This window comes from Mycobacterium bohemicum DSM 44277 (genome assembly GCF_001053185.1).
Lineage (GTDB): Bacteria > Actinomycetota > Actinomycetes > Mycobacteriales > Mycobacteriaceae > Mycobacterium > Mycobacterium bohemicum.
Map to the genome: position 1 here is coordinate 284,566 of NZ_CSTD01000001.1, position 16,326 is coordinate 300,891.

At 69.1% G+C, this 16,326-nt stretch carries 15 protein-coding genes, 1 tRNA gene and 1 pseudogene; 14 read left to right on the forward strand and 3 right to left on the reverse strand.

The features are described from left to right. Nucleotides 1-123: 123 nt before the first annotated feature. Nucleotides 124-1,449 carry a PucR family transcriptional regulator gene (locus BN971_RS01405; protein WP_085181492.1) on the reverse strand — a complete coding sequence of 442 codons (1,326 nt, stop codon included), beginning with the start codon at nucleotides 1,447-1,449 and terminating at the stop codon, nucleotides 124-126. Nucleotides 1,450-1,630: 181 nt separating this feature from the next. Beyond that, nucleotides 1,631-4,423, reverse strand: a complete 2,793-nt coding sequence (aceE, locus tag BN971_RS01410) for a pyruvate dehydrogenase (acetyl-transferring), homodimeric type (RefSeq protein WP_085181491.1) — start codon at nucleotides 4,421-4,423, stop codon at nucleotides 1,631-1,633. A 160-nt stretch (nucleotides 4,424-4,583) separates the two neighbouring features. Between aceE and BN971_RS01415 the strand changes: the two genes are divergently transcribed. The 9 genes from BN971_RS01415 (at nucleotide 4,584) to BN971_RS01455 (ending at nucleotide 11,552) form a co-directional block, all read left to right on the forward strand. Further along, complete coding sequence (locus BN971_RS01415; RefSeq protein ID WP_085181490.1) at nucleotides 4,584-5,165, forward strand: hypothetical protein; 582 nt, start codon at nucleotides 4,584-4,586, stop codon at nucleotides 5,163-5,165. An 83-nt stretch (nucleotides 5,166-5,248) separates the two neighbouring features. Next, on the forward strand, nucleotides 5,249-5,671 hold the full coding sequence (locus BN971_RS01420; RefSeq protein ID WP_085181489.1) for a DUF3052 domain-containing protein: 423 nt from the start codon (nucleotides 5,249-5,251) through the stop codon (nucleotides 5,669-5,671). Then, entirely contained in the window at nucleotides 5,671-6,132 is a 462-nt protein-coding gene (locus tag BN971_RS01425) for a peroxiredoxin (protein ID WP_085181488.1), read from the forward strand. The genes BN971_RS01420 and BN971_RS01425 overlap by 1 nt, the downstream gene beginning before the upstream one ends. 48 nt (nucleotides 6,133-6,180) lie before the next feature. Next, nucleotides 6,181-6,255 (forward strand) — tRNA-Val (locus BN971_RS01430). Between the two features lie 261 nt (nucleotides 6,256-6,516). Beyond that, nucleotides 6,517-6,843, forward strand: a complete 327-nt coding sequence (locus BN971_RS01435) for a hypothetical protein (RefSeq protein ID WP_249262697.1) — start codon at nucleotides 6,517-6,519, stop codon at nucleotides 6,841-6,843. Between the two features lie 161 nt (nucleotides 6,844-7,004). Next, on the forward strand, nucleotides 7,005-8,516 hold the full coding sequence (locus BN971_RS01440; RefSeq protein ID WP_085181533.1) for a flavin-containing monooxygenase: 1,512 nt from the start codon (nucleotides 7,005-7,007) through the stop codon (nucleotides 8,514-8,516). Further along, complete coding sequence (locus tag BN971_RS01445; protein WP_085181487.1) at nucleotides 8,509-8,691, forward strand: hypothetical protein; 183 nt, start codon at nucleotides 8,509-8,511, stop codon at nucleotides 8,689-8,691. Before BN971_RS01440 ends, BN971_RS01445 begins: the two co-directional genes overlap by 8 nt. A gap of 85 nt (nucleotides 8,692-8,776) precedes the next feature. Continuing rightward, nucleotides 8,777-10,342, forward strand: a complete 1,566-nt coding sequence (locus tag BN971_RS01450; protein WP_139027025.1) for a PE family protein — start codon at nucleotides 8,777-8,779, stop codon at nucleotides 10,340-10,342. A gap of 91 nt (nucleotides 10,343-10,433) precedes the next feature. Next, the gene (locus BN971_RS01455; protein ID WP_085182291.1) at nucleotides 10,434-11,552 is read left to right on the forward strand and encodes an epoxide hydrolase family protein; all 1,119 of its coding nucleotides are present in this window, start codon (nucleotides 10,434-10,436) and stop codon (nucleotides 11,550-11,552) included. A 96-nt stretch (nucleotides 11,553-11,648) separates the two neighbouring features. On the opposite strand, the gene BN971_RS01460 is transcribed toward BN971_RS01455, so the two are convergent. Next, nucleotides 11,649-12,464: an oxygenase MpaB family protein gene (locus BN971_RS01460; RefSeq protein ID WP_085182244.1), complete on the reverse strand. Its 816-nt coding sequence runs from the start codon at nucleotides 12,462-12,464 to the stop codon at nucleotides 11,649-11,651. 147 nt (nucleotides 12,465-12,611) lie between these two features. Between BN971_RS01460 and BN971_RS01465 the strand changes: the two are divergent. The 5 genes and pseudogenes from BN971_RS01465 to BN971_RS01485 form a co-directional block, all read left to right on the forward strand. Next, a pseudogene (locus BN971_RS01465) lies at nucleotides 12,612-13,490 on the forward strand (Nif3-like dinuclear metal center hexameric protein); the annotation flags it as partial. Between the two features lie 3 nt (nucleotides 13,491-13,493). Beyond that, on the forward strand, nucleotides 13,494-14,234 hold the full coding sequence (locus tag BN971_RS01470; RefSeq protein WP_090349735.1) for a CT398-like coiled coil hairpin domain-containing protein: 741 nt from the start codon (nucleotides 13,494-13,496) through the stop codon (nucleotides 14,232-14,234). Continuing rightward, nucleotides 14,231-15,352 (forward strand): bifunctional RNase H/acid phosphatase, encoded by a 1,122-nt coding sequence (locus BN971_RS01475; protein WP_085182251.1) that lies wholly within the window; start codon nucleotides 14,231-14,233, stop codon nucleotides 15,350-15,352. Before BN971_RS01470 ends, BN971_RS01475 begins: the two co-directional genes overlap by 4 nt. An 86-nt stretch (nucleotides 15,353-15,438) precedes the next feature. Beyond that, nucleotides 15,439-16,026, forward strand: a complete 588-nt coding sequence (locus BN971_RS01480) for a TetR-like C-terminal domain-containing protein (RefSeq protein WP_245836961.1) — start codon at nucleotides 15,439-15,441, stop codon at nucleotides 16,024-16,026. Nucleotides 16,027-16,122: 96 nt separating this feature from the next. Next, nucleotides 16,123-16,323 carry a hypothetical protein gene (locus BN971_RS01485; protein ID WP_085182252.1) on the forward strand — a complete coding sequence of 67 codons (201 nt, stop codon included), beginning with the start codon at nucleotides 16,123-16,125 and terminating at the stop codon, nucleotides 16,321-16,323. Nucleotides 16,324-16,326 lie beyond the last annotated feature (3 nt).

A 16,326-nucleotide genomic window follows, 5' to 3' on the forward strand; every position in this document is an offset into this window, starting at 1 on the left:
GTGGAAACGGTTTTAGCGGGTGTAACAGATTATGAACCTCGTCTTAGGTTTTTGTGCACTGTCTACAAAATAGCCCCGTAAGCTACATGTTTGATACCGGAGCGCGATCTGTTGCATGGGTCACTATCGTTTGGCTTGCCCGAGTGCAGCACCGTTGACGGGCAGCGGGAGCGGGTTCGCCGGCCCGGTGTTGAAAGACGCGGGGGTTCGTGGGTAGTTGAGTTGGCCCACCGTCGAGGCCACACGCAGCACATATGCGTCCCGCGGGTCGGTCGGATCGCGTCCGGTGAAGTCGGTGATCCGCTTGAGCCGGTAGCGCACCGTGTTTGGATGAACGAACAACTTTCTGGCACACGCCTCAATCGCGCCGCCACAATCGAGGTAGGCGTCGAGCGTCTCGATCAGCGTCGGACCGGCGTTGGCCAGGGGCCGCATGACGTCGGTGTGCAACGCCACGATCGCCGACGCATCGCCCATCAACGCCCGCTCGGGCAACAGCTCCCGCGCCAGCACCGGCCGCGGCGCACCCCGCCAGCCTGCGACGGCGTTCATCCCGGAAATCGCCTCGCTCGCGCTGTGATACGCCGCGGTCAGCATGGGCGCGGTCGGCCCGATGACCACGGGACCGTCGGAGAACGCGTTCAGCAGGTCGCCGAGGAATTTGTCGGTGGGCGACAACTGGCCGGACACGATCGCCACCAGCCAGGTGCCGTGCACGTCGGTGAGTGCGGCGCGCCCGTGATGCGCGGCGACGTCACGGACCTGCTGGCTGGCCCGCTGGGTCCCGCCCTTGCCGTCGGGGCCGATGTGGCCGGGCGCGGGGATGCCGACCACCACGGTCGCCGGGGCCGTGGTGTCCCAGTTGAGCGCGGCCGCCCGGGACAGCAGCTCGGGGCCGGTGTCGCCGCGCACCACGGCGTCGACGACGCTGGCCTCCATTCGGCTGTCCCACGTGCCGCGAGCCTCGGCCGCGTCCGCGTACGACGAGGCGGCGGTGAATGCCAGGTCCCGGCTGTATTTGAGGATCCCGACCGTCAGCGCGGTCAACTGCTCCTCCGACCGCGCGACCAGCGGCACCACTTCCTCGAAGAACTCCATCGTCACCCGCACCATGTCCACGCTGTGGCGCAGCGCGATCCGCCGGGCGAGGTCCTGCGGCACCAACTCGAACGCCCGCGCGGTGTAGCTGACGTTGCTGTGCGGGTCCTGCATCCACTCGACGAAGTTGTTGATGGCCGTCTGCACGACGAGCGCCACGCTGGCCCGCTGGGATGCCTCCAGGTCGGCGAAGAACGGCAGCCGCTCCTGCATGGCCGCGACGGCCTCGGTGGCCAGCCGCCCGGAGTACTGCTTCAACCGGCGCAGCAGGGATTCGGGCACTGTGTCCAGCAGTTCGAGCGGCGACCGCGGATGCCGGGCGAACGGGCCGGCGAACGGGTTGTCATTCATTGTCAGTCACCCCTAAAACCTACGCCACTTTCCTGGAAGTTCCCGCCAAAGAGCGGGTGTCGCGGCGTTCTGTCGGGCCTGGGGCTCGGGCTCGAGTGTGAAGCCAGCCGCACACTCGGTGCCGAACGTGAAGCTGGCCGCACACTCGGCGGGCGGGCGCGGGCGGCGGGGGAAGCAAGCCCTACGTCGCGGTCCCGGCGTCGGCGCCCTGCCCGGAGGCGGCGTGCACGTCGTCGATCTTGTACTGGCGCGCCGCGGCCACCGGCACCGACGGGTCGATTTCCCCGTCGCGCGCCAGCGCCTCGAGCACGGCGACCACCTGCGATTCGGCGTCGGTGTTGAAGTAGCGCCGGGCAGCCGGCCGGGTGTCGGAGAAGCCGAACCCGTCGGTGCCCAGCGTGACGTAGGTGCCCGGCACCCAGGGGCGGATCTGCTCGGGGACGCCGCGCATCCAGTCCGAGACGGCCACCACCGGCCCGGCGGCGTCGGCGAGCGCCTGGGTTATATAGGGGACGCCCGCCGGCCGGTCGGGGTGCCGCAGCTTTGCCCGCTCGACGGCCACGCCGTCGCGGTTCAGCTCGCCCCAGCTCGTCACCGACCACACGTCGGCGGCGACGTCCCATTCGGCCGCCAGCATGTCCGCGGCCTTCAGCGCGTCGGGCATGGCGACCCCGGACGCCAGCAGCTGCGCCGTGCTGGTGCGCTGCTCGCCGGCGGCGCGGTAGCGGTAGATGCCGCGCAGCAGACCCTCGGGATCGAAGTTCTCCGGCTCGGGCGGCTGCGGGTAGGGCTCGTTGTAGATCGTGAGGTAGAAGTACACGTTCTCCGGGTCGTCCCCGAACATGCGGGCCAGCCCGCTCTCGACGATGTAGGCGATCTCGTAGGCGAACGCCGGGTCGTAGGACACCACCGCCGGATTGGTGGCGGCCAAAAGCAGCGAGTGACCGTCGGCGTGCTGCAGGCCCTCGCCGGTCAGCGTGGTGCGGCCCGCGGTGGCGCCCAGCAAGAAGCCGCGGGCCATCTGGTCGGACGCCGCCCACAGGCCGTCGCCGGTGCGCTGGAAGCCGAACATCGAATAGAAGATGTAGATCGGGATCATCGGCTCGTTGTGCGTCGCATATGACGTGCCGGCCGCGATGAACGAGCCCACCGAGCCGGCCTCGTTGATGCCCTCGTGCAGGATCTGCCCGATTTCGCTCTCCTTGTAGGCCAGCATCAGGTCGGCGTCGACGGCGGTGTAGAGCTGGCCGAGGCGGTTGTAGATCTTCAGCGACGGGAACCAGGAGTCCATCCCGAACGTGCGGGCCTCGTCGGGGATGATCGGCACGATCCGCGGGCCAATCTCCTTGTCGCGCATCACCTCTTTGAAGGTGCGCACGGTCGCCATCGTGGTGGCGACCGCCTGGGTTCCCGACCCCTTCTTCATCGGGGCGTAGATGTCGCGGCCCGGAAGCCGCAGCGCCTTGGTCTTGGTGCGGCGCTCGGGGAGGAATCCGCCGAGGGTCCGGCGGCGGTCGAGCAGGTAGCGGATCTCCGGGGCGTCGGAGCCGGGGTGGTAGTACGGCGGCAGGTAGGGATCCTCTTCCAGCTGGGCGTCGCTGACCGGGATCCGCATCGAATCCCGGAAGTGCTTAAGGTCTTCCAGCGCAAGCTTTTTCATCTGATGGGTGGCGTTGCGGCCCTGGAAGTGGGCGCCCAGCGAGTAGCCCTTGATGGTCTTGGCCAGGATCACCGTGGGCTGGCCCTTGTGGTCGACGGCGGCGCGGTAGGCGGCGTAGACCTTGCGGTAGTCGTGGCCGCCGCGCTTGAGGTTCCAGATCTCCGCGTCGGTCATGTTCTCGACCAGCGCCTTGGTGCGCGGGTCGCGGCCGAAGAAGTGGTCGCGCACGTAGGCGCCGTCGTTGGCCTTATACGTCTGGTAGTCGCCGTCGGGCGTGGTGTTCATCAGGTTGACCAGCGCGCCGTCGCGGTCGGCGTGCAGCAGGGCGTCCCACTCGCGGCCCCACACCACCTTGATCACGTTCCAGCCGGCCCCGCGGAAGAAGGACTCCAGCTCCTGGATGATCTTGCCGTTGCCGCGCACCGGTCCGTCGAGGCGCTGCAAGTTGCAGTTGATCACGAACGTCAGGTTGTCCAGGCCCTCGAGCGCCCCGACGTGGGCGAGCCCCCGGCTCTCGGGCTCGTCCATCTCGCCGTCGCCCAGGAAGCACCACACGTGCTGGTCGGAGGTGTCCTTGATGCCGCGGTCGTGCAGGTAGTGGTTGAACCGCGCCTGGTAGATGGCGTTCAGCGGGCCCAGGCCCATGGACACGGTGGGGAATTCCCAGAAGTCGGGCATCAGCCTCGGGTGCGGGTATGAGGGCAGGCCACCGCCGGGGTGGCTGTGTTCCTGGCGGAAGCCGTCGAGTTGGTCCGCGCTCAGGCGCCCCTCGAGGAAGGCGCGCGCGTAGATGCCCGGGGACGCGTGGCCCTGGATGAACACCTGGTCCCCGCCGCCGGGATGCGACTTGCCCCGGAAGAAGTGGTTGAAGCCGACCTCGTAGAGCGCCGCGGACGAGGCGTAGGTCGAAATATGGCCGCCCACACCGACTCCCGGGCGCTGGGCGCGATGCACCATGATCGCGGCGTTCCACCGGATCCACGCCCGGAAGCGCCGTTCGACGTCCTCGTCGCCGGGGAACCACGGCTCCAATTCGGTGGGGATGGTGTTGACGTAGTCCGTCGAGGTGAGCGCGGGGATGGCGACCCGCTGATCGCCCGCCCGTTCCAGCAGCCGCAGCATCAGGTAGCGCGCGCGGGCCGGACCCGAGCGCTCCAGGAGCGCGTCGAAGGACTCCAGCCACTCCGACGTCTCCTCGGGGTCGATGTCGGGCAGGTAGGACGCCACGCCTTCGCGGATGACCCGAACCCGGTCGGGTTCGCTTGCGCTGCTGGGGGTTTTGGCCAGGTCGTGGCGCGCGAACTCGGTTGTCAACGAACTACTCCTGTAGTCGGCGGGGCGGGCGTATCAGTCCTAACCCTCTATCGTGCCGCACCGCCGCCCCCGGCGCGTACCCGGTGACGGGGGTTCATCCCGGCGACACCAATGCGGCGTGTGCTCGGACGCCCGGATGGCCACCCGGTAACGTCAAGCCGTGCTCATCGGATGGCGCGCCGTCCTTGCGGGGGATCTCCCGAAGCGAGGCGCTCTGGCGGTCGGTTGTGTCGCCGTGGCCCTGATCGGCATCGTCGGCTGTACCACGGTCACCAATGGCACGGCCACGCCCGACACCAAGGTCGCGCCGGCCTACCGGCAGTCGGTGTCGGCGTCGGTCTCGGCGTCCTCGGCGACGTCGAGCATCCGGGAGTCCCAGCGTCAGCAGTCGCTGACCACCAGGGCGGTGCGGACGTCGTGTGACTCGCTGGCCAACACCAGCAAGGAGGCGATCGACAAGGTGAACACCTTCGTCGGGGCCTACAACGCCGGCCGCAACACCGGGCCCACCGAAGGCCCGGCGATCGAGGCGCTGAACAACAGCGCCTCAACCGTTTCCAACAGCTTCAACGACGCGCTGTCGCAACAGCTCAAGGACGCCTTCAACGCCTACATCGACGCGGCTCACGGGGTGGCCAACGCGATCGGCACGCACGCCTCCACGGGGGAGTTCAACAAGCGGGTCGATCAACTCAACGACACCAAGACGAAAGCGCTGAAACTGTGCCTGGCGTCCTACTGAGGCGCGGGTGTGGACCCGGTCGCGGCTGTGCGACGATAATCCACATCGCACGGTGTGCGCGGATGGTTTAAGGAGGCTCCACGGTGGTCGCGGCGGATCACGCCCCGAGCTACGCTCGCAAGCTGGGCATCCAACGAGACCAAGTCGTCCAGGAATGGGGCTGGGACGAGGACACCGACGACGACATCCGCGCCGCGGTCGAGGAAGCGTGCGGCGGCGACTTGCTCGACGAAGACACCGACGAGGTCGTCGACGTGGTGTTGCTCTGGTGGCGCGACGGCGACGGGGACCTGGTGGACACCCTGATGGACGCGATCACCCCGCTTGCCGAGGACGGCGTCATCTGGGTGCTGACCCCCAAGACCGGCAAGCCCGGTCACGTGCTGCCCGCCGACATCGCCGAGGCGGCGCCCACCGCGGGCCTGATGCCCACCTCGTCGGTCAATCTCGGTGACTGGAGCGCCAGCCAGCTGGTTCAGCCGAAGTCCCGAACCGGGAAGCGTTGATGCTGGCCGTCGGCGCCCCAGCCCCCGACTTCACCTTGCGCGACCAGAACCAGCAGCGTGTGACCCTGAGCTCCTACCGCGGCGCCAAGAACGTGCTGCTGGTGTTCTTCCCGCTGGCGTTCACCGGGATCTGCCAGGGTGAGTTGGACCGGCTGCGTGACCACCTGCCCGAATTCGAGAACGACGACAGCGCCGCGCTGGCCATCTCGGTCGGACCGCCCCCCACCCACAAGATCTGGGCGATCGAGAGCGGGTTCACCTTCCCGGTGTTGTCCGACTTCTGGCCGCACGGCGAGGTCAGCCGCGCCTACGGGGTGTTCGACGAGAACGCCGGCTACTCCAACCGCGGGACCTTCGTCGTCGACAAGTCCGGCGTCATCCGGTTCGCCGAGATGAAGCAGCCCGGCGAGTCCCGCGACCAGCGGCTATGGACCGAGGCGCTGACGGCGTTGCGGGTCTGAGGTTTGAGAGCCGGGCCGTCGGGCGTGTAGCCTGCGGCGCGGGTGTCAGGGCGCGTAGCTCAGTGGTAGAGCTCTGGTTTTACACACCAGCGGTCGGCGGTTCGATACCGTCCGCGCCCACCAAACCGAACGATCTGGTCGTCCCCGACGGGAAACGGCGATCTGCTGCAGATCCTTGGCCATGCCCTGCCGCCACCAGTTGGCGATTACCGCCTCGGACGGCTCCACGCCCGGTCGGTTGAATCTGTAGAAGCCGCCTGGACCGTATTCACCGGCTCAGCACCGGCCCGCAGCCGGCCCGTTGGTCCCACCGTCGGGGGATGTGAACTCCGGGTGGCCCCGGCATGACGGTTCGGCGCGGCATCGCGCGATTCGAACGTCGACGTGGGCGGCACGGGTTATGAATCCATGGTGAGCAACCACCGTGTGAACCTGACCCAGCAGGAAGCCTCCCTGATCGGGGAAAGCCATCCCGAGGCGCTGGAGCGCATGGACGAAAAGCAACTGAAGGACCTGCTGAGCCGGCTGCGGACGGCGCGGGAAAAGAACTTCAGCTTGTTGCGGCGTCAGGGTGCGGCCCGAGTGGAGGCCGAAGGCGCTCGCGGTGCCGCCCAGCCCGCCAATGAACGACGCGGCGAAAAGGTGGAGGTGTTCGACGAGGCGCTGGCCCGAGTCAGCCGTCGGCTGGATTCGATTCGCGACACCGGGTAGCGACCTCGGCTCGTCGGCGGGAAATCGATTCGGTCCGCAGGACGGATAACCCCACGTCGTCTGTCTCTTAAAGCTAAATTATTGTCCTTCTCGGTCAAGATCATCAGGGCGGTGCTGGCGCACGGTTGGTGCAACGGTCCAGCGAAACCAAGGAGCCCACGATGAGCACCACGTCCACCACCCACAACCTCGACGTGTTGATCGTCGGCGCCGGCATCTCCGGCATCGGCGCGGCGTACTACCTGCAGACCATGCAGCCGAACAGGACGTTCGCGATCGTGGAGGCGCGCGGTGAGATCGGCGGTACCTGGGATCTCTTCCGCTATCCCGGGATTCGCTCGGACTCGGACCTGCACACCTTCAGCTACGAGTTCAAGCCCTGGGAGAACGAGAAGGCGATCGCCAGCGCCGACGCGATCATGTCCTACCTGCGTGAGACGGTCTCGGAAAACGGCATCGCGCCCCGGATCCGCTTCCACCACAAGGTGATCAGCGCCTCGTGGTCCAGCGCCGACAATCGGTGGACGGTCGACATCGAGCGCACCGACACCGGCGAGCGGGTTCTTATCACCTGCGCGTGGCTGTTCTGCGCGGGCGGCTATTACCGCTACGACCAGGGATTCACCCCCGAATTCAAAGGCCGCGAACGCTTTTCAGGCCAGATCGTGCATCCGCAACTGTGGCCGGAGGACCTGGACTACAGCGGCAAGCGCGTGGTCGTCATCGGCAGCGGGGCGACCGCGGTCACGCTGGTGCCGGCGATGGCCGACAAGGCCGGCCACGTGACGATGCTGCAGCGCTCACCGACCTACGTCCTGCCGGTGCCCTCGAAGGACCGGATCGCCAACGCCCTGCCCAAGCTGGTCGGGCGCAAACGCGCCTACGCGATCGCCCGGCGCAAGAACATCGCCAAGCAACGCGCGGTGTTCCAGCTGTGCCAGCGCTATCCCGGTGCGGCGCGGCGAATCATCCGGCACCTCAACGCCAAGCATCTGCCCAAGGGGTATCCGGTTGACGAGCACTTCCGGCCCGCCTACAACCCCTGGGACCAGCGGCTGTGCGCGGTTCCCGACGCCGACATGTTCGCCGCGATCCGCAACGGCAGCGCCTCGGTGGTCACCGACCGCATCGACACCTTCACCGAGACGGGCATCCGGCTCGAGTCGGGACGCGAGCTGGAGGCCGACATCATCGTGACCGCAACGGGTCTGAACCTGCTCGCATTCGGCGGGATCACGCTGGCGGTTGACGGCGAACCGGTGAACCTGCCCGAGAAGGTCGCCTTCAAGGGGATGATGCTCGACGGAGTCCCCAATTTCGCCTATTCGTTCGGCTACACCAACTCGTCGTGGACGCTGAAGGTCGGCCCGGTCTGCGAGCACCTGTGCCGGCTGATGGCGCACATGGACACGAACGGTTACACGGTCTGTTACCCGCACCTCAGCGGCGAGATGCGCACCATGCCTCTGCTGGAAGTCAAGGCCGGCTATCTCAAGCGCTCCGTCGACCTGTTCCCCCGTCAGGGCGACCACGGTCCGTGGCGGACGGCGATGGACCACCTCGCCGACGCCAAGATGCTGCGCGACGGCCCGGTCGCGGACGACAACCTGACGTTCACTTCGCCGGTGACTCAGGGTGCCGAGGGCACACCCGAGGCGGCGATGAGTGCATGATCTCCACCCGCTACTAAAACCCAAGGACCACAACGAAACTCATCTCGCCATAGACGCGTCCTGCTTGCTGGCCGAGTCCCGCGAGCACCCCAGGCACGTCGCCGGCCTGCAGGTGTTCACGCCGCCGAAGGACGCCGGACCGGAGTTCGTTCGCGACATCTACGACGCCATGTGAAACTTGGGACCGGTAGGGCGGGCATGGGGATAGATTCGGCTCCTCGGCGATCTTCGGGTGATCGCCGCGTCATTCGGAGGTCGGGATGTCCTTTGTCGTCGCAACACCGGAGTTCCTGACATCGGCCGCCTCGGATCTGGCGAACCTCGCATCGAACATCACGGAGGCCAACGCGGCCGCGGCCACTCCCACCACGACGTTGTTGGCCGCCGCCGGCGACGAGGTGTCCGCGGCCGTCGCGGCGCTGTTCAGTGAGCACGCGCAGGCGTATCAGGCGCTCGGCGCCGAGGCGGCGGCCTTTCATCAACAGTTCGTCGACCTCCTCAATGCCGGCGCAGCCGCCTACGGCGGTGCCGAGGCGGCCAACGCCAACCCCCTGCAGAGTCTGCTCGACTCGATCAACGCACCCTTCAACACGCTGCTGGGGCGCCCGCTGATCGGTGACGGCGCTGACGGCACCCCCGGAACCGGCGCGAACGGCCAGAACGGCGGCCTGCTGTGGGGCAGCGGCGGCGCCGGCGGGTCCGGGGGAGCCGGTCAGAACGGCGGTAATGGCGGCAGCGGCGGGTTCTTGTATGGCAACGGCGGCCGCGGGGGGACCGGCGGGGTCGCCATCGGGGCCGGGCAGGCCGGGTTCGGCGGCAACGGGGGCAACGCCGTCGGGCTTTTCGGCAATGGCGGTCCCGGCGGGACGGGCGGGGCCAGTCCCGGCGGCGTCGCCGGTGACGGCGGCTTCGGCGGCAGCGGCGGGTTCCTGCTCGGCAACGGCGGCGTCGGCGGTACCGGCGGCAACGGCTTCGTCGCCGGCTGGGGCGGCGCCGGCGGGAACGGGAACGGCTTCATCTATGGCGCGGGCGGCGCGGGCGGCGCGGGCGGGTCCAGCCTCAACTTCAGCAACGGTCTCGCGGGCGTCGGCGGCGACGGCGGCAGCGGCGGCATCCTGTTCAACCTCATCGGCACCGGGGCGGACGGCGGCGCGGGCGGGGCGGCCGTGGGGGGCGGCAACATCGGCGGCCAGGGTGGCCAGGGCGGCTTCGGCAACGGCATCCTCTTCGGCGTCGGCGGCCACGGCGGTGACGGCGGGACCGCGCTGACGTCCGGTGGCACCGGCGGACCCGGCGGCCAGGGTGGTGACAACGGCTACGCGTTCAGCGACGGCGCCGGTGACTTCTACGCCGGCGGTTCGTTGTTCGGGATCGGCGGTGCCGGCGGCGACGGCGGGGGCCGCGCAAGCCGGCGGCCACGGCGGCACGGGCGGCCTGGGCGGGCTTGGCGGATTGATCTTCGGGGTCGGCGGCGCGGGCGGCAACGGCTACGGCGCGGCGGGCTTGGCTGTCGGGGGCAATGGAAGCCAGGGCGGCTACGGCGGCTATCTGTTCGGCATCGGCGGCGCCGGCGGCAACGGCGGCATCGGGGTGATCCCGGGCGTCGGCGGCCAGGGTGGTTTCGGCGGCTACCTCATCGGCGGCATCAACGGGCGAAGTGGATTGACGCCTTAGCGATTTCGTCGGGGTCGCTCCAGCTAACCTGGCTCACGCCAGCCGGGATGCGAGGGCGCGCAGCGCGAACGTCAGCGAAATCGCCAATATTCTCGTCATCGGCGGGCGTGCGCCGGCCCGCGCGGACGCATCGGGGGGCCGATTGTGGGTGATCAGCCGGTATGGCAAGGTCGGGTCGTGCCCGAGGACGATCTGCAGAATGCCGGCGCCGGAAGCGGTTCGAGCACGACAAGCGGGGAGTCGGTGCGGCCGTTTCGCATCGCCGTCGCCGACGATGTGCTCGACGATCTGCGATCCCGCCTGGCGCGCACCCGGTGGCCCGAGGCCGAGTGTGTCGACGACTGGAGTCAGGGCATCCCGCTCGCGTATACCCGGGCGCTGGCCGACCATTGGGCCGACGTCTACGACTGGCGTGCGCGGGAGACCGCACTCAACCGGTTCGACCAGTACGTCACCGAGATCGACGGGCTCGACATCCATTTCATCCATCAGCGTTCCCCCCACGACGGCGCGTTCCCGCTGGTGATCACCCACGGCTGGCCCGGCTCCATCGTGGAGTTCCACAAGGTGATCGAGCCGTTGACCAACCCCGCGTCCGGACGCGCCGAGGACGCCTTCCACGTGGTCTGCCCGTCGCTGCCCGGTTACGGGTTCTCCGGCAAGCCGACCCGCACGGGGTGGGGCGTCGAGAGAATCGCTCAGGCGTGGGAGACGCTCATGCTGCGCCTGGGCTACGAGCGCTACGGCGCCCAGGGTGGCGACTGGGGCGCGGCGGTGACCACGCAGATCGGCCGCAACGGCGGCCACTGCGCGGGCATCCACCTGAACATGCCGATCGGGCGGCCCACCCCGGAATCGCTGAAAGACCCCACCCCGGAAGAACAGAAGGCCCTGGCCGCGCTGGCGGATCACCGCAAGTGGGGCACCGGCTATTCCAAGCAGCAGTCGACCAGGCCGCAGACGCTGGGCTACGGGCTGGTCGATTCACCGGTGGGTCAGCTGGCGTGGATCGTCGAAAAGTTCTGGGCCTGGATGGATTGCGACGGCCACCCGGAAAACGTGCTGACCCGCGACGAACTGCTGGACAACGTGATGGTCTACTGGGTGACCGGCACCGGCGCCTCGTCGGCGCGCCTCTACTGGGAGAGCTTCCGGGTCTGGGGGAACATGGGCCGCGTCGAATTGCCCACTGGCATAGCGTCTTTCCCGGGCGAGGTGCTGGGTGCGCCGCGATCCTGGTGCGAGCCGGTCTATCACGTCACGCACTGGACGGACATGCCCCGCGGTGGACACTTCGCCGCGTTCGAGCAGCCGGAGCTGTTCGTCGACGACGTGCGCGCGTTCTTCGCGACGGTCCGCTGACTCCTTCGCCCAACCTCCGGTCTCGAGTGTGGATCCTGCGACGCGACACGCCGATTCGGCGTCGCAAACCGCACACTCGCGCGTAGAGGGGGACCGTCAGACGATGCGCCGGTTGCGGCGCGCGCGAGATCGCATGTCCCACAGGTACAGCCGATACCCGAATATCCACGCCCCGTGCGGGATCAGCCGGTCGGCCACCCGCAGGGCGGCCAGCAGCCACTCGAAGCGGCGCTGCTGGCGCGCCGACCAGTCAAGGCCCATCATCGCCCGGAACTCGGGTGCCAGGAAACCGGTCGTCGCGAACAGGTTGAACGGCCCCGCCACCGTCCGCAGCGGTGACGGCAGGAAGGCCAGCGACGCCACCCCGCGCAGATGCTCGCGCACCGGCGGATCGATCCGCAGCCCGTCGAGCGAGCGCTTCCAGTACTCGTCGAAGGCGGCCCGGTCCGGCGGCCACATCCCCTCGGGGACCTGCAGCGTGGTCGCCAGGCGCCGGGCGTCGCGGTAGACGGCGTCGGCGGTCGGGTCGTCGAGCGGGCCGTGCAAGAACTCGTGCTGCTCGACGAAATATCGGTACAGGCAGGCCGCCACCCACAACTGCAGCGTGGGGTCGAAAGCGTTGTAGCGCACCGGGCTTGACGCGGTGGACCGCACTTGCCGGTGCACGCCGTCCACGGCGGCGCGGATCAGCGCGCGGTCGTGATCGGTGCCGATGGTCGCCGCGGCCAGGTAGGTGCCGGTGGTGCGGGCCCGCTTGAACGGATGCTTGTAGACGTTGCCGCTGTCCACGGGGCTTTCCAGCACGCCGTACCCGACGCCGGGCAGGGCCAGCTGCATGATGACGTTCGCGGCGGGCAGCAGGGTCGCCGCCGGGTTCAACAGGTCGGCCACCCGGGTCGCGCGCCGCCTCATCGCGGGACCTGCCTCATGGGATCGAGTAGACCACACCTGTGAGACGCTGCCGGGGTGTTTGCGCGGCAGCCCGTTAGCGCCGGCGTGCTGGTGGGGTACGCGGCCGACCTCGCGCTGGCCGACCCCCGCCGGGCCACCCGCGGCCACGTGCACCGGTTGATCCGGTCCGGGCGTTCGCTGTTCACCGCGCACACCAACGCCGACTCGGCGTGCCCCGGGGTCTCCGACGCGCTGGCCGGGGCCCTCGGCCTGACGGTGGAGGGGGTGCTCGAACCGGTCACGGCCGCAGCCGATCTGGACAAGTGGGTCATCTACGTGCCCCGCGAGAGCGCCGCCGCCGTGCAGGCCGCGGTCTTCGAGGCCGGCGCGGGCCACATCGGCGACTACTCGCATTGCAGCTGGAGCGTCAGCGGTATCGGGCAATTCCTGCCGCACGAGGGGGCATCCCCGGCGGTGGGCAGCGTCGGCACCGTCGAGCGGGTGGACGAGGACCGGTTCGAGGTCATCGCACCCGCACGAATTCGTGGCGCCGTCCTGGCGGCCATGCGCGCCGCCCACCCCTATGAAGAACCCGCCTTCGACATCTTCGCGCTGCTTCCCCCGCCCGCCGACACGGGGCTGGGCCGCATCGGGACCCTGGCCGAGCCGGAACCGTTGCGCGCCTTCGTCTTCCGCGTCTGTGCGGCGCTGCCGCAAACGTCGTGGGGCGTGCGCGCAGCCGGGGATCCCGACGCGCTGGTCTCGCGGGTGGCGGTGTGCGGCGGCGCCGGCGACTCGCTGCTGAGCGCCGCGGCGGCCACCGACGCGCAGGTGTACGTCACCGCGGACCTCCGCCACCATCCCGCCGACGAGCATCGGCGGGCCTCGAACCTGGCCCTGATCGACGTGGCACACTGGGCAAGCGAATTCCCCTGGTGTGAGCAGGCGGCCGGCGTGCTGCGGGCCCGCTTCGGCGCATCGCTGCCCGTACGCGTGTGCACGATCCGCACCGATCCTTGGAATATGGGCAGACATGGAGACACATAGCCGATGAAATCCGAAGTGGCGCAACAACGTTCGCTTCTCGAGCTGTCCAAGCTGGACGCCGAGTTGTCGCGGATCGCGCACCGGGCCAGCCACCTTCCGCAGCGGGAGGCCTATGAACGGGTCCAGGCCGATTGCGCCGCCGCCACCGACCGGCTGGCCGCGACCCGGATCGCGCTGGAAGACCTGGACTCCCAGGTGTCGAGGTTCGAGTCGGACATCGAGGCGGTGCGCCAGCGCGAGCAGCGCGACCGGTCCATGCTGCAGTCGGGCGCGACGGACGCCAAGCAGCTATCCGATCTGCAACACGAACTGGAAACCCTGATGCGTCGGCGGACCAGCCTGGAGGACTCACTCCTGGAAATCATGGAACGCCGCGAGGAGCTGCAGGCCTGCCTGGCCTCCGAGCAGGCGGCTCTCGACGACCTGCAGGCCGAGCTTGCCCGCGCTCAGCAGGCCCTCGACGACGCGGTCGCCGAGATCGACGAAGCGCGCCAAGTCTCTTATCCCCATCTATCTGTGTCTCAGAGCCAGCTTCTACCTCGTGCCCTCCCCCCACCCGCCGGGCGCCCCCCGCCCCCTCCTTTCCTGCTCCCTCTCCTTCCGTGGCGGCCATACCACCGGCCCCGCCGGCTCGAGATCGACCGCGGGGAACTGGCGCGGATCTCCGCCGCCGCCGAGGACGAGGTGGTGCGCTGCCCGGAGTGCGGCGCGATCCTGTTGCGGATCAAGGGCTTCGACCAGTGAAGGTGGTCATCGAGGCCGACGGCGGGTCGCGCGGCAATCCCGGGCCGGCCGGTTACGGCGCCGTGGTGCTCAGCGCCGACCGCGCGGCGGTGCTGGCCGAGGCCAAGCAGGCCATCGGGCGGGCGACCAACAACGTCGCCGAATACCGCGGCCTCATCGCGGGTTTGGAGGACGCCGCCCGCCTCGGCGCCACCGAGGCCGCCGTGTTCCTGGATTCCAAGCTCCTGGTCGAGCAGATGTCCGGGCGCTGGAAGGTCAAGCACCCCGACCTGATCGAGCTGCACCGCCGGGCCCGCGAGCTGGCCTCCCGATTCCAGCGGGTCACCTACACGTGGATTCCGCGGGAACGCAACACCCACGCGGATCGGCTGGCCAACGAGGCGATGGACGCGGCGGCCGCCGGTGCCGACGACCCGGCGCAGAACGAAACGCCGACACCCGCAGCCGACCCCCCGAAAACCATCGCCGAGCACGCCCGGACCGGGCCAGGCTGGACCGGCGCGCGGGGCACGCCGACCCGGTTGCTGCTGTTGCGCCACGGGCAGACCGAACTGTCCGCGCAGCGCCGCTACTCGGGGCGCGGCAACCCGGCGCTGACCGACGTGGGCCGCCGGCAGGCCGGGGCCGCGGCGCGCTACCTGGCCGAGCGCGGCGGGATCGCCGCGGTGTTCTCCTCGCCGCTGCAACGCGCCTACGACACCGCGGCGGCGGCCGCCAAGGCGCTGGGCCTGGACGTGACGGTCGACGACGGCCTGATCGAGACCGACTTCGGGGACTGGGAGGGGTTGACCTTCAACGAGGCCGCCGAGCGCGACCCGGAGCTGCACCGACGCTGGCTGAGCGACACCGGCACCACGCCGCCGGGCGGCGAGAGCTTCGACGACGTCCTGGGCCGCGTGGTCGAGGCACGCGAACGGATCATCGAAGGCCATCAGGGGTCGACGGTGCTGGTGGTCTCGCACGTGACGCCGATCAAGATGCTGCTGCGCCTGGCGCTGGACGCCGGGCCGGGCATCCTCTACCGGCTGCACCTCGACCTGGCGTCGCTGAGCATCGCCGAGTTCTTCTCCGACGGGGCGTCCTCGGTGCGGCTGGTGAACCAGACCGGCTACCTGTAGCCATTCTGTGGGGTTGTGGCGTTTCGCCACGCCGGGTCCCGAAGTCAACTACCTTGACTTTCCGGAATCGCTTGAAGGGGACTCGCGTGCAGTCTCAACCGAACGCCGTATCGACGGGGGCCGTCCCCGCGGACGTCTGGGCGCTCGTGATGCCGGCGGTGCTCGACGAGCTGGCCCGCTGGGGTGTGGAGCGTTTCAGCATCGAGGCCCTGGCCGAGCGCCATAACCTGGATCCGGCGCTGATCTACCGCTACTGGGGTGACCGTCAGCAACTGATCGTCGACGCGGCGCTGTCCGACATCGAGGGCTCCTTGTGGGCAGCGGACACCGGATCGCTGCGGGGGGACCTGGCGGCTCTCGCGCGCAGTGTCACCAACCGCATCAACTCCGACGTGGGCCGCACCCTGCTGCGGGCGTTGGTCATGGAACGGCGCGGTTATCACGACGAGGCCACCAGGTCGAGGTTCTGGCAAGCGAATTTCCGGCTGGTGCGCGCGGTGGTGGACCGGGCCCGGGAACGCGGCGAACTGCGTGAGGGCGTCAACACCCTTGCCGCCGTGCAGATCGTCCTGGCGCCGCTGAACATTCGCGCGCTCTACTCCGATGCCCCGATCGATGACACCTACTGCGCGGCCATCGCCGACATGGCGTGGCACGCCCTGGCGCGGAAGTAGGAATTGCCGTCGCCTCCCCTGACCGATCGAAGTGATCGGGCGACGGGGTGAGTCGTGCCCGGGGCCCGGGCGCATCGCCGGACGTAGGATCATTAGATGAGAAGGACTTTCGTCGTCACGTTCGCACTCGGCGTGCTCGTCGCGCTCTTCGGTCTGATCTGGGCGCTGCAGGGGTTCGGGGTCCTCGGTGGTAGCCCGATGAGCAACACCACGACCTGGTCCATCATCGGTCCGATCACCGTGGTGGTCGGCATGGTGGTTGCGGTCGTCAGTTGGCGCAAACTGTCGTCGAAGTAGCGC

Excerpts from the sequence above, each read along its gene's own strand:
- BN971_RS01405 (WP_085181492.1), bottom strand. The coding sequence starts at position 1,449 with ATGAATGACAACCCGTTCGCCGGCCCGTTCGCCCGGCATCCGCGGTCG.
- BN971_RS01425 (WP_085181488.1), top strand. The coding sequence starts at position 5,671 with ATGCTGGCCGTCGGCGCCCCAGCCCCCGACTTCACCTTGCGCGACCAG.
- BN971_RS01440 (WP_085181533.1), top strand. The coding sequence starts at position 7,005 with ATGAGCACCACGTCCACCACCCACAACCTCGACGTGTTGATCGTCGGC.
- BN971_RS01450 (WP_139027025.1), top strand. The coding sequence starts at position 8,777 with ATGTCCTTTGTCGTCGCAACACCGGAGTTCCTGACATCGGCCGCCTCG.
- BN971_RS01460 (WP_085182244.1), bottom strand. The coding sequence starts at position 12,464 with ATGAGGCGGCGCGCGACCCGGGTGGCCGACCTGTTGAACCCGGCGGCG.
- BN971_RS01470 (WP_090349735.1), top strand. The coding sequence starts at position 13,494 with ATGAAATCCGAAGTGGCGCAACAACGTTCGCTTCTCGAGCTGTCCAAG.
- BN971_RS01485 (WP_085182252.1), top strand. The coding sequence starts at position 16,123 with ATGAGAAGGACTTTCGTCGTCACGTTCGCACTCGGCGTGCTCGTCGCG.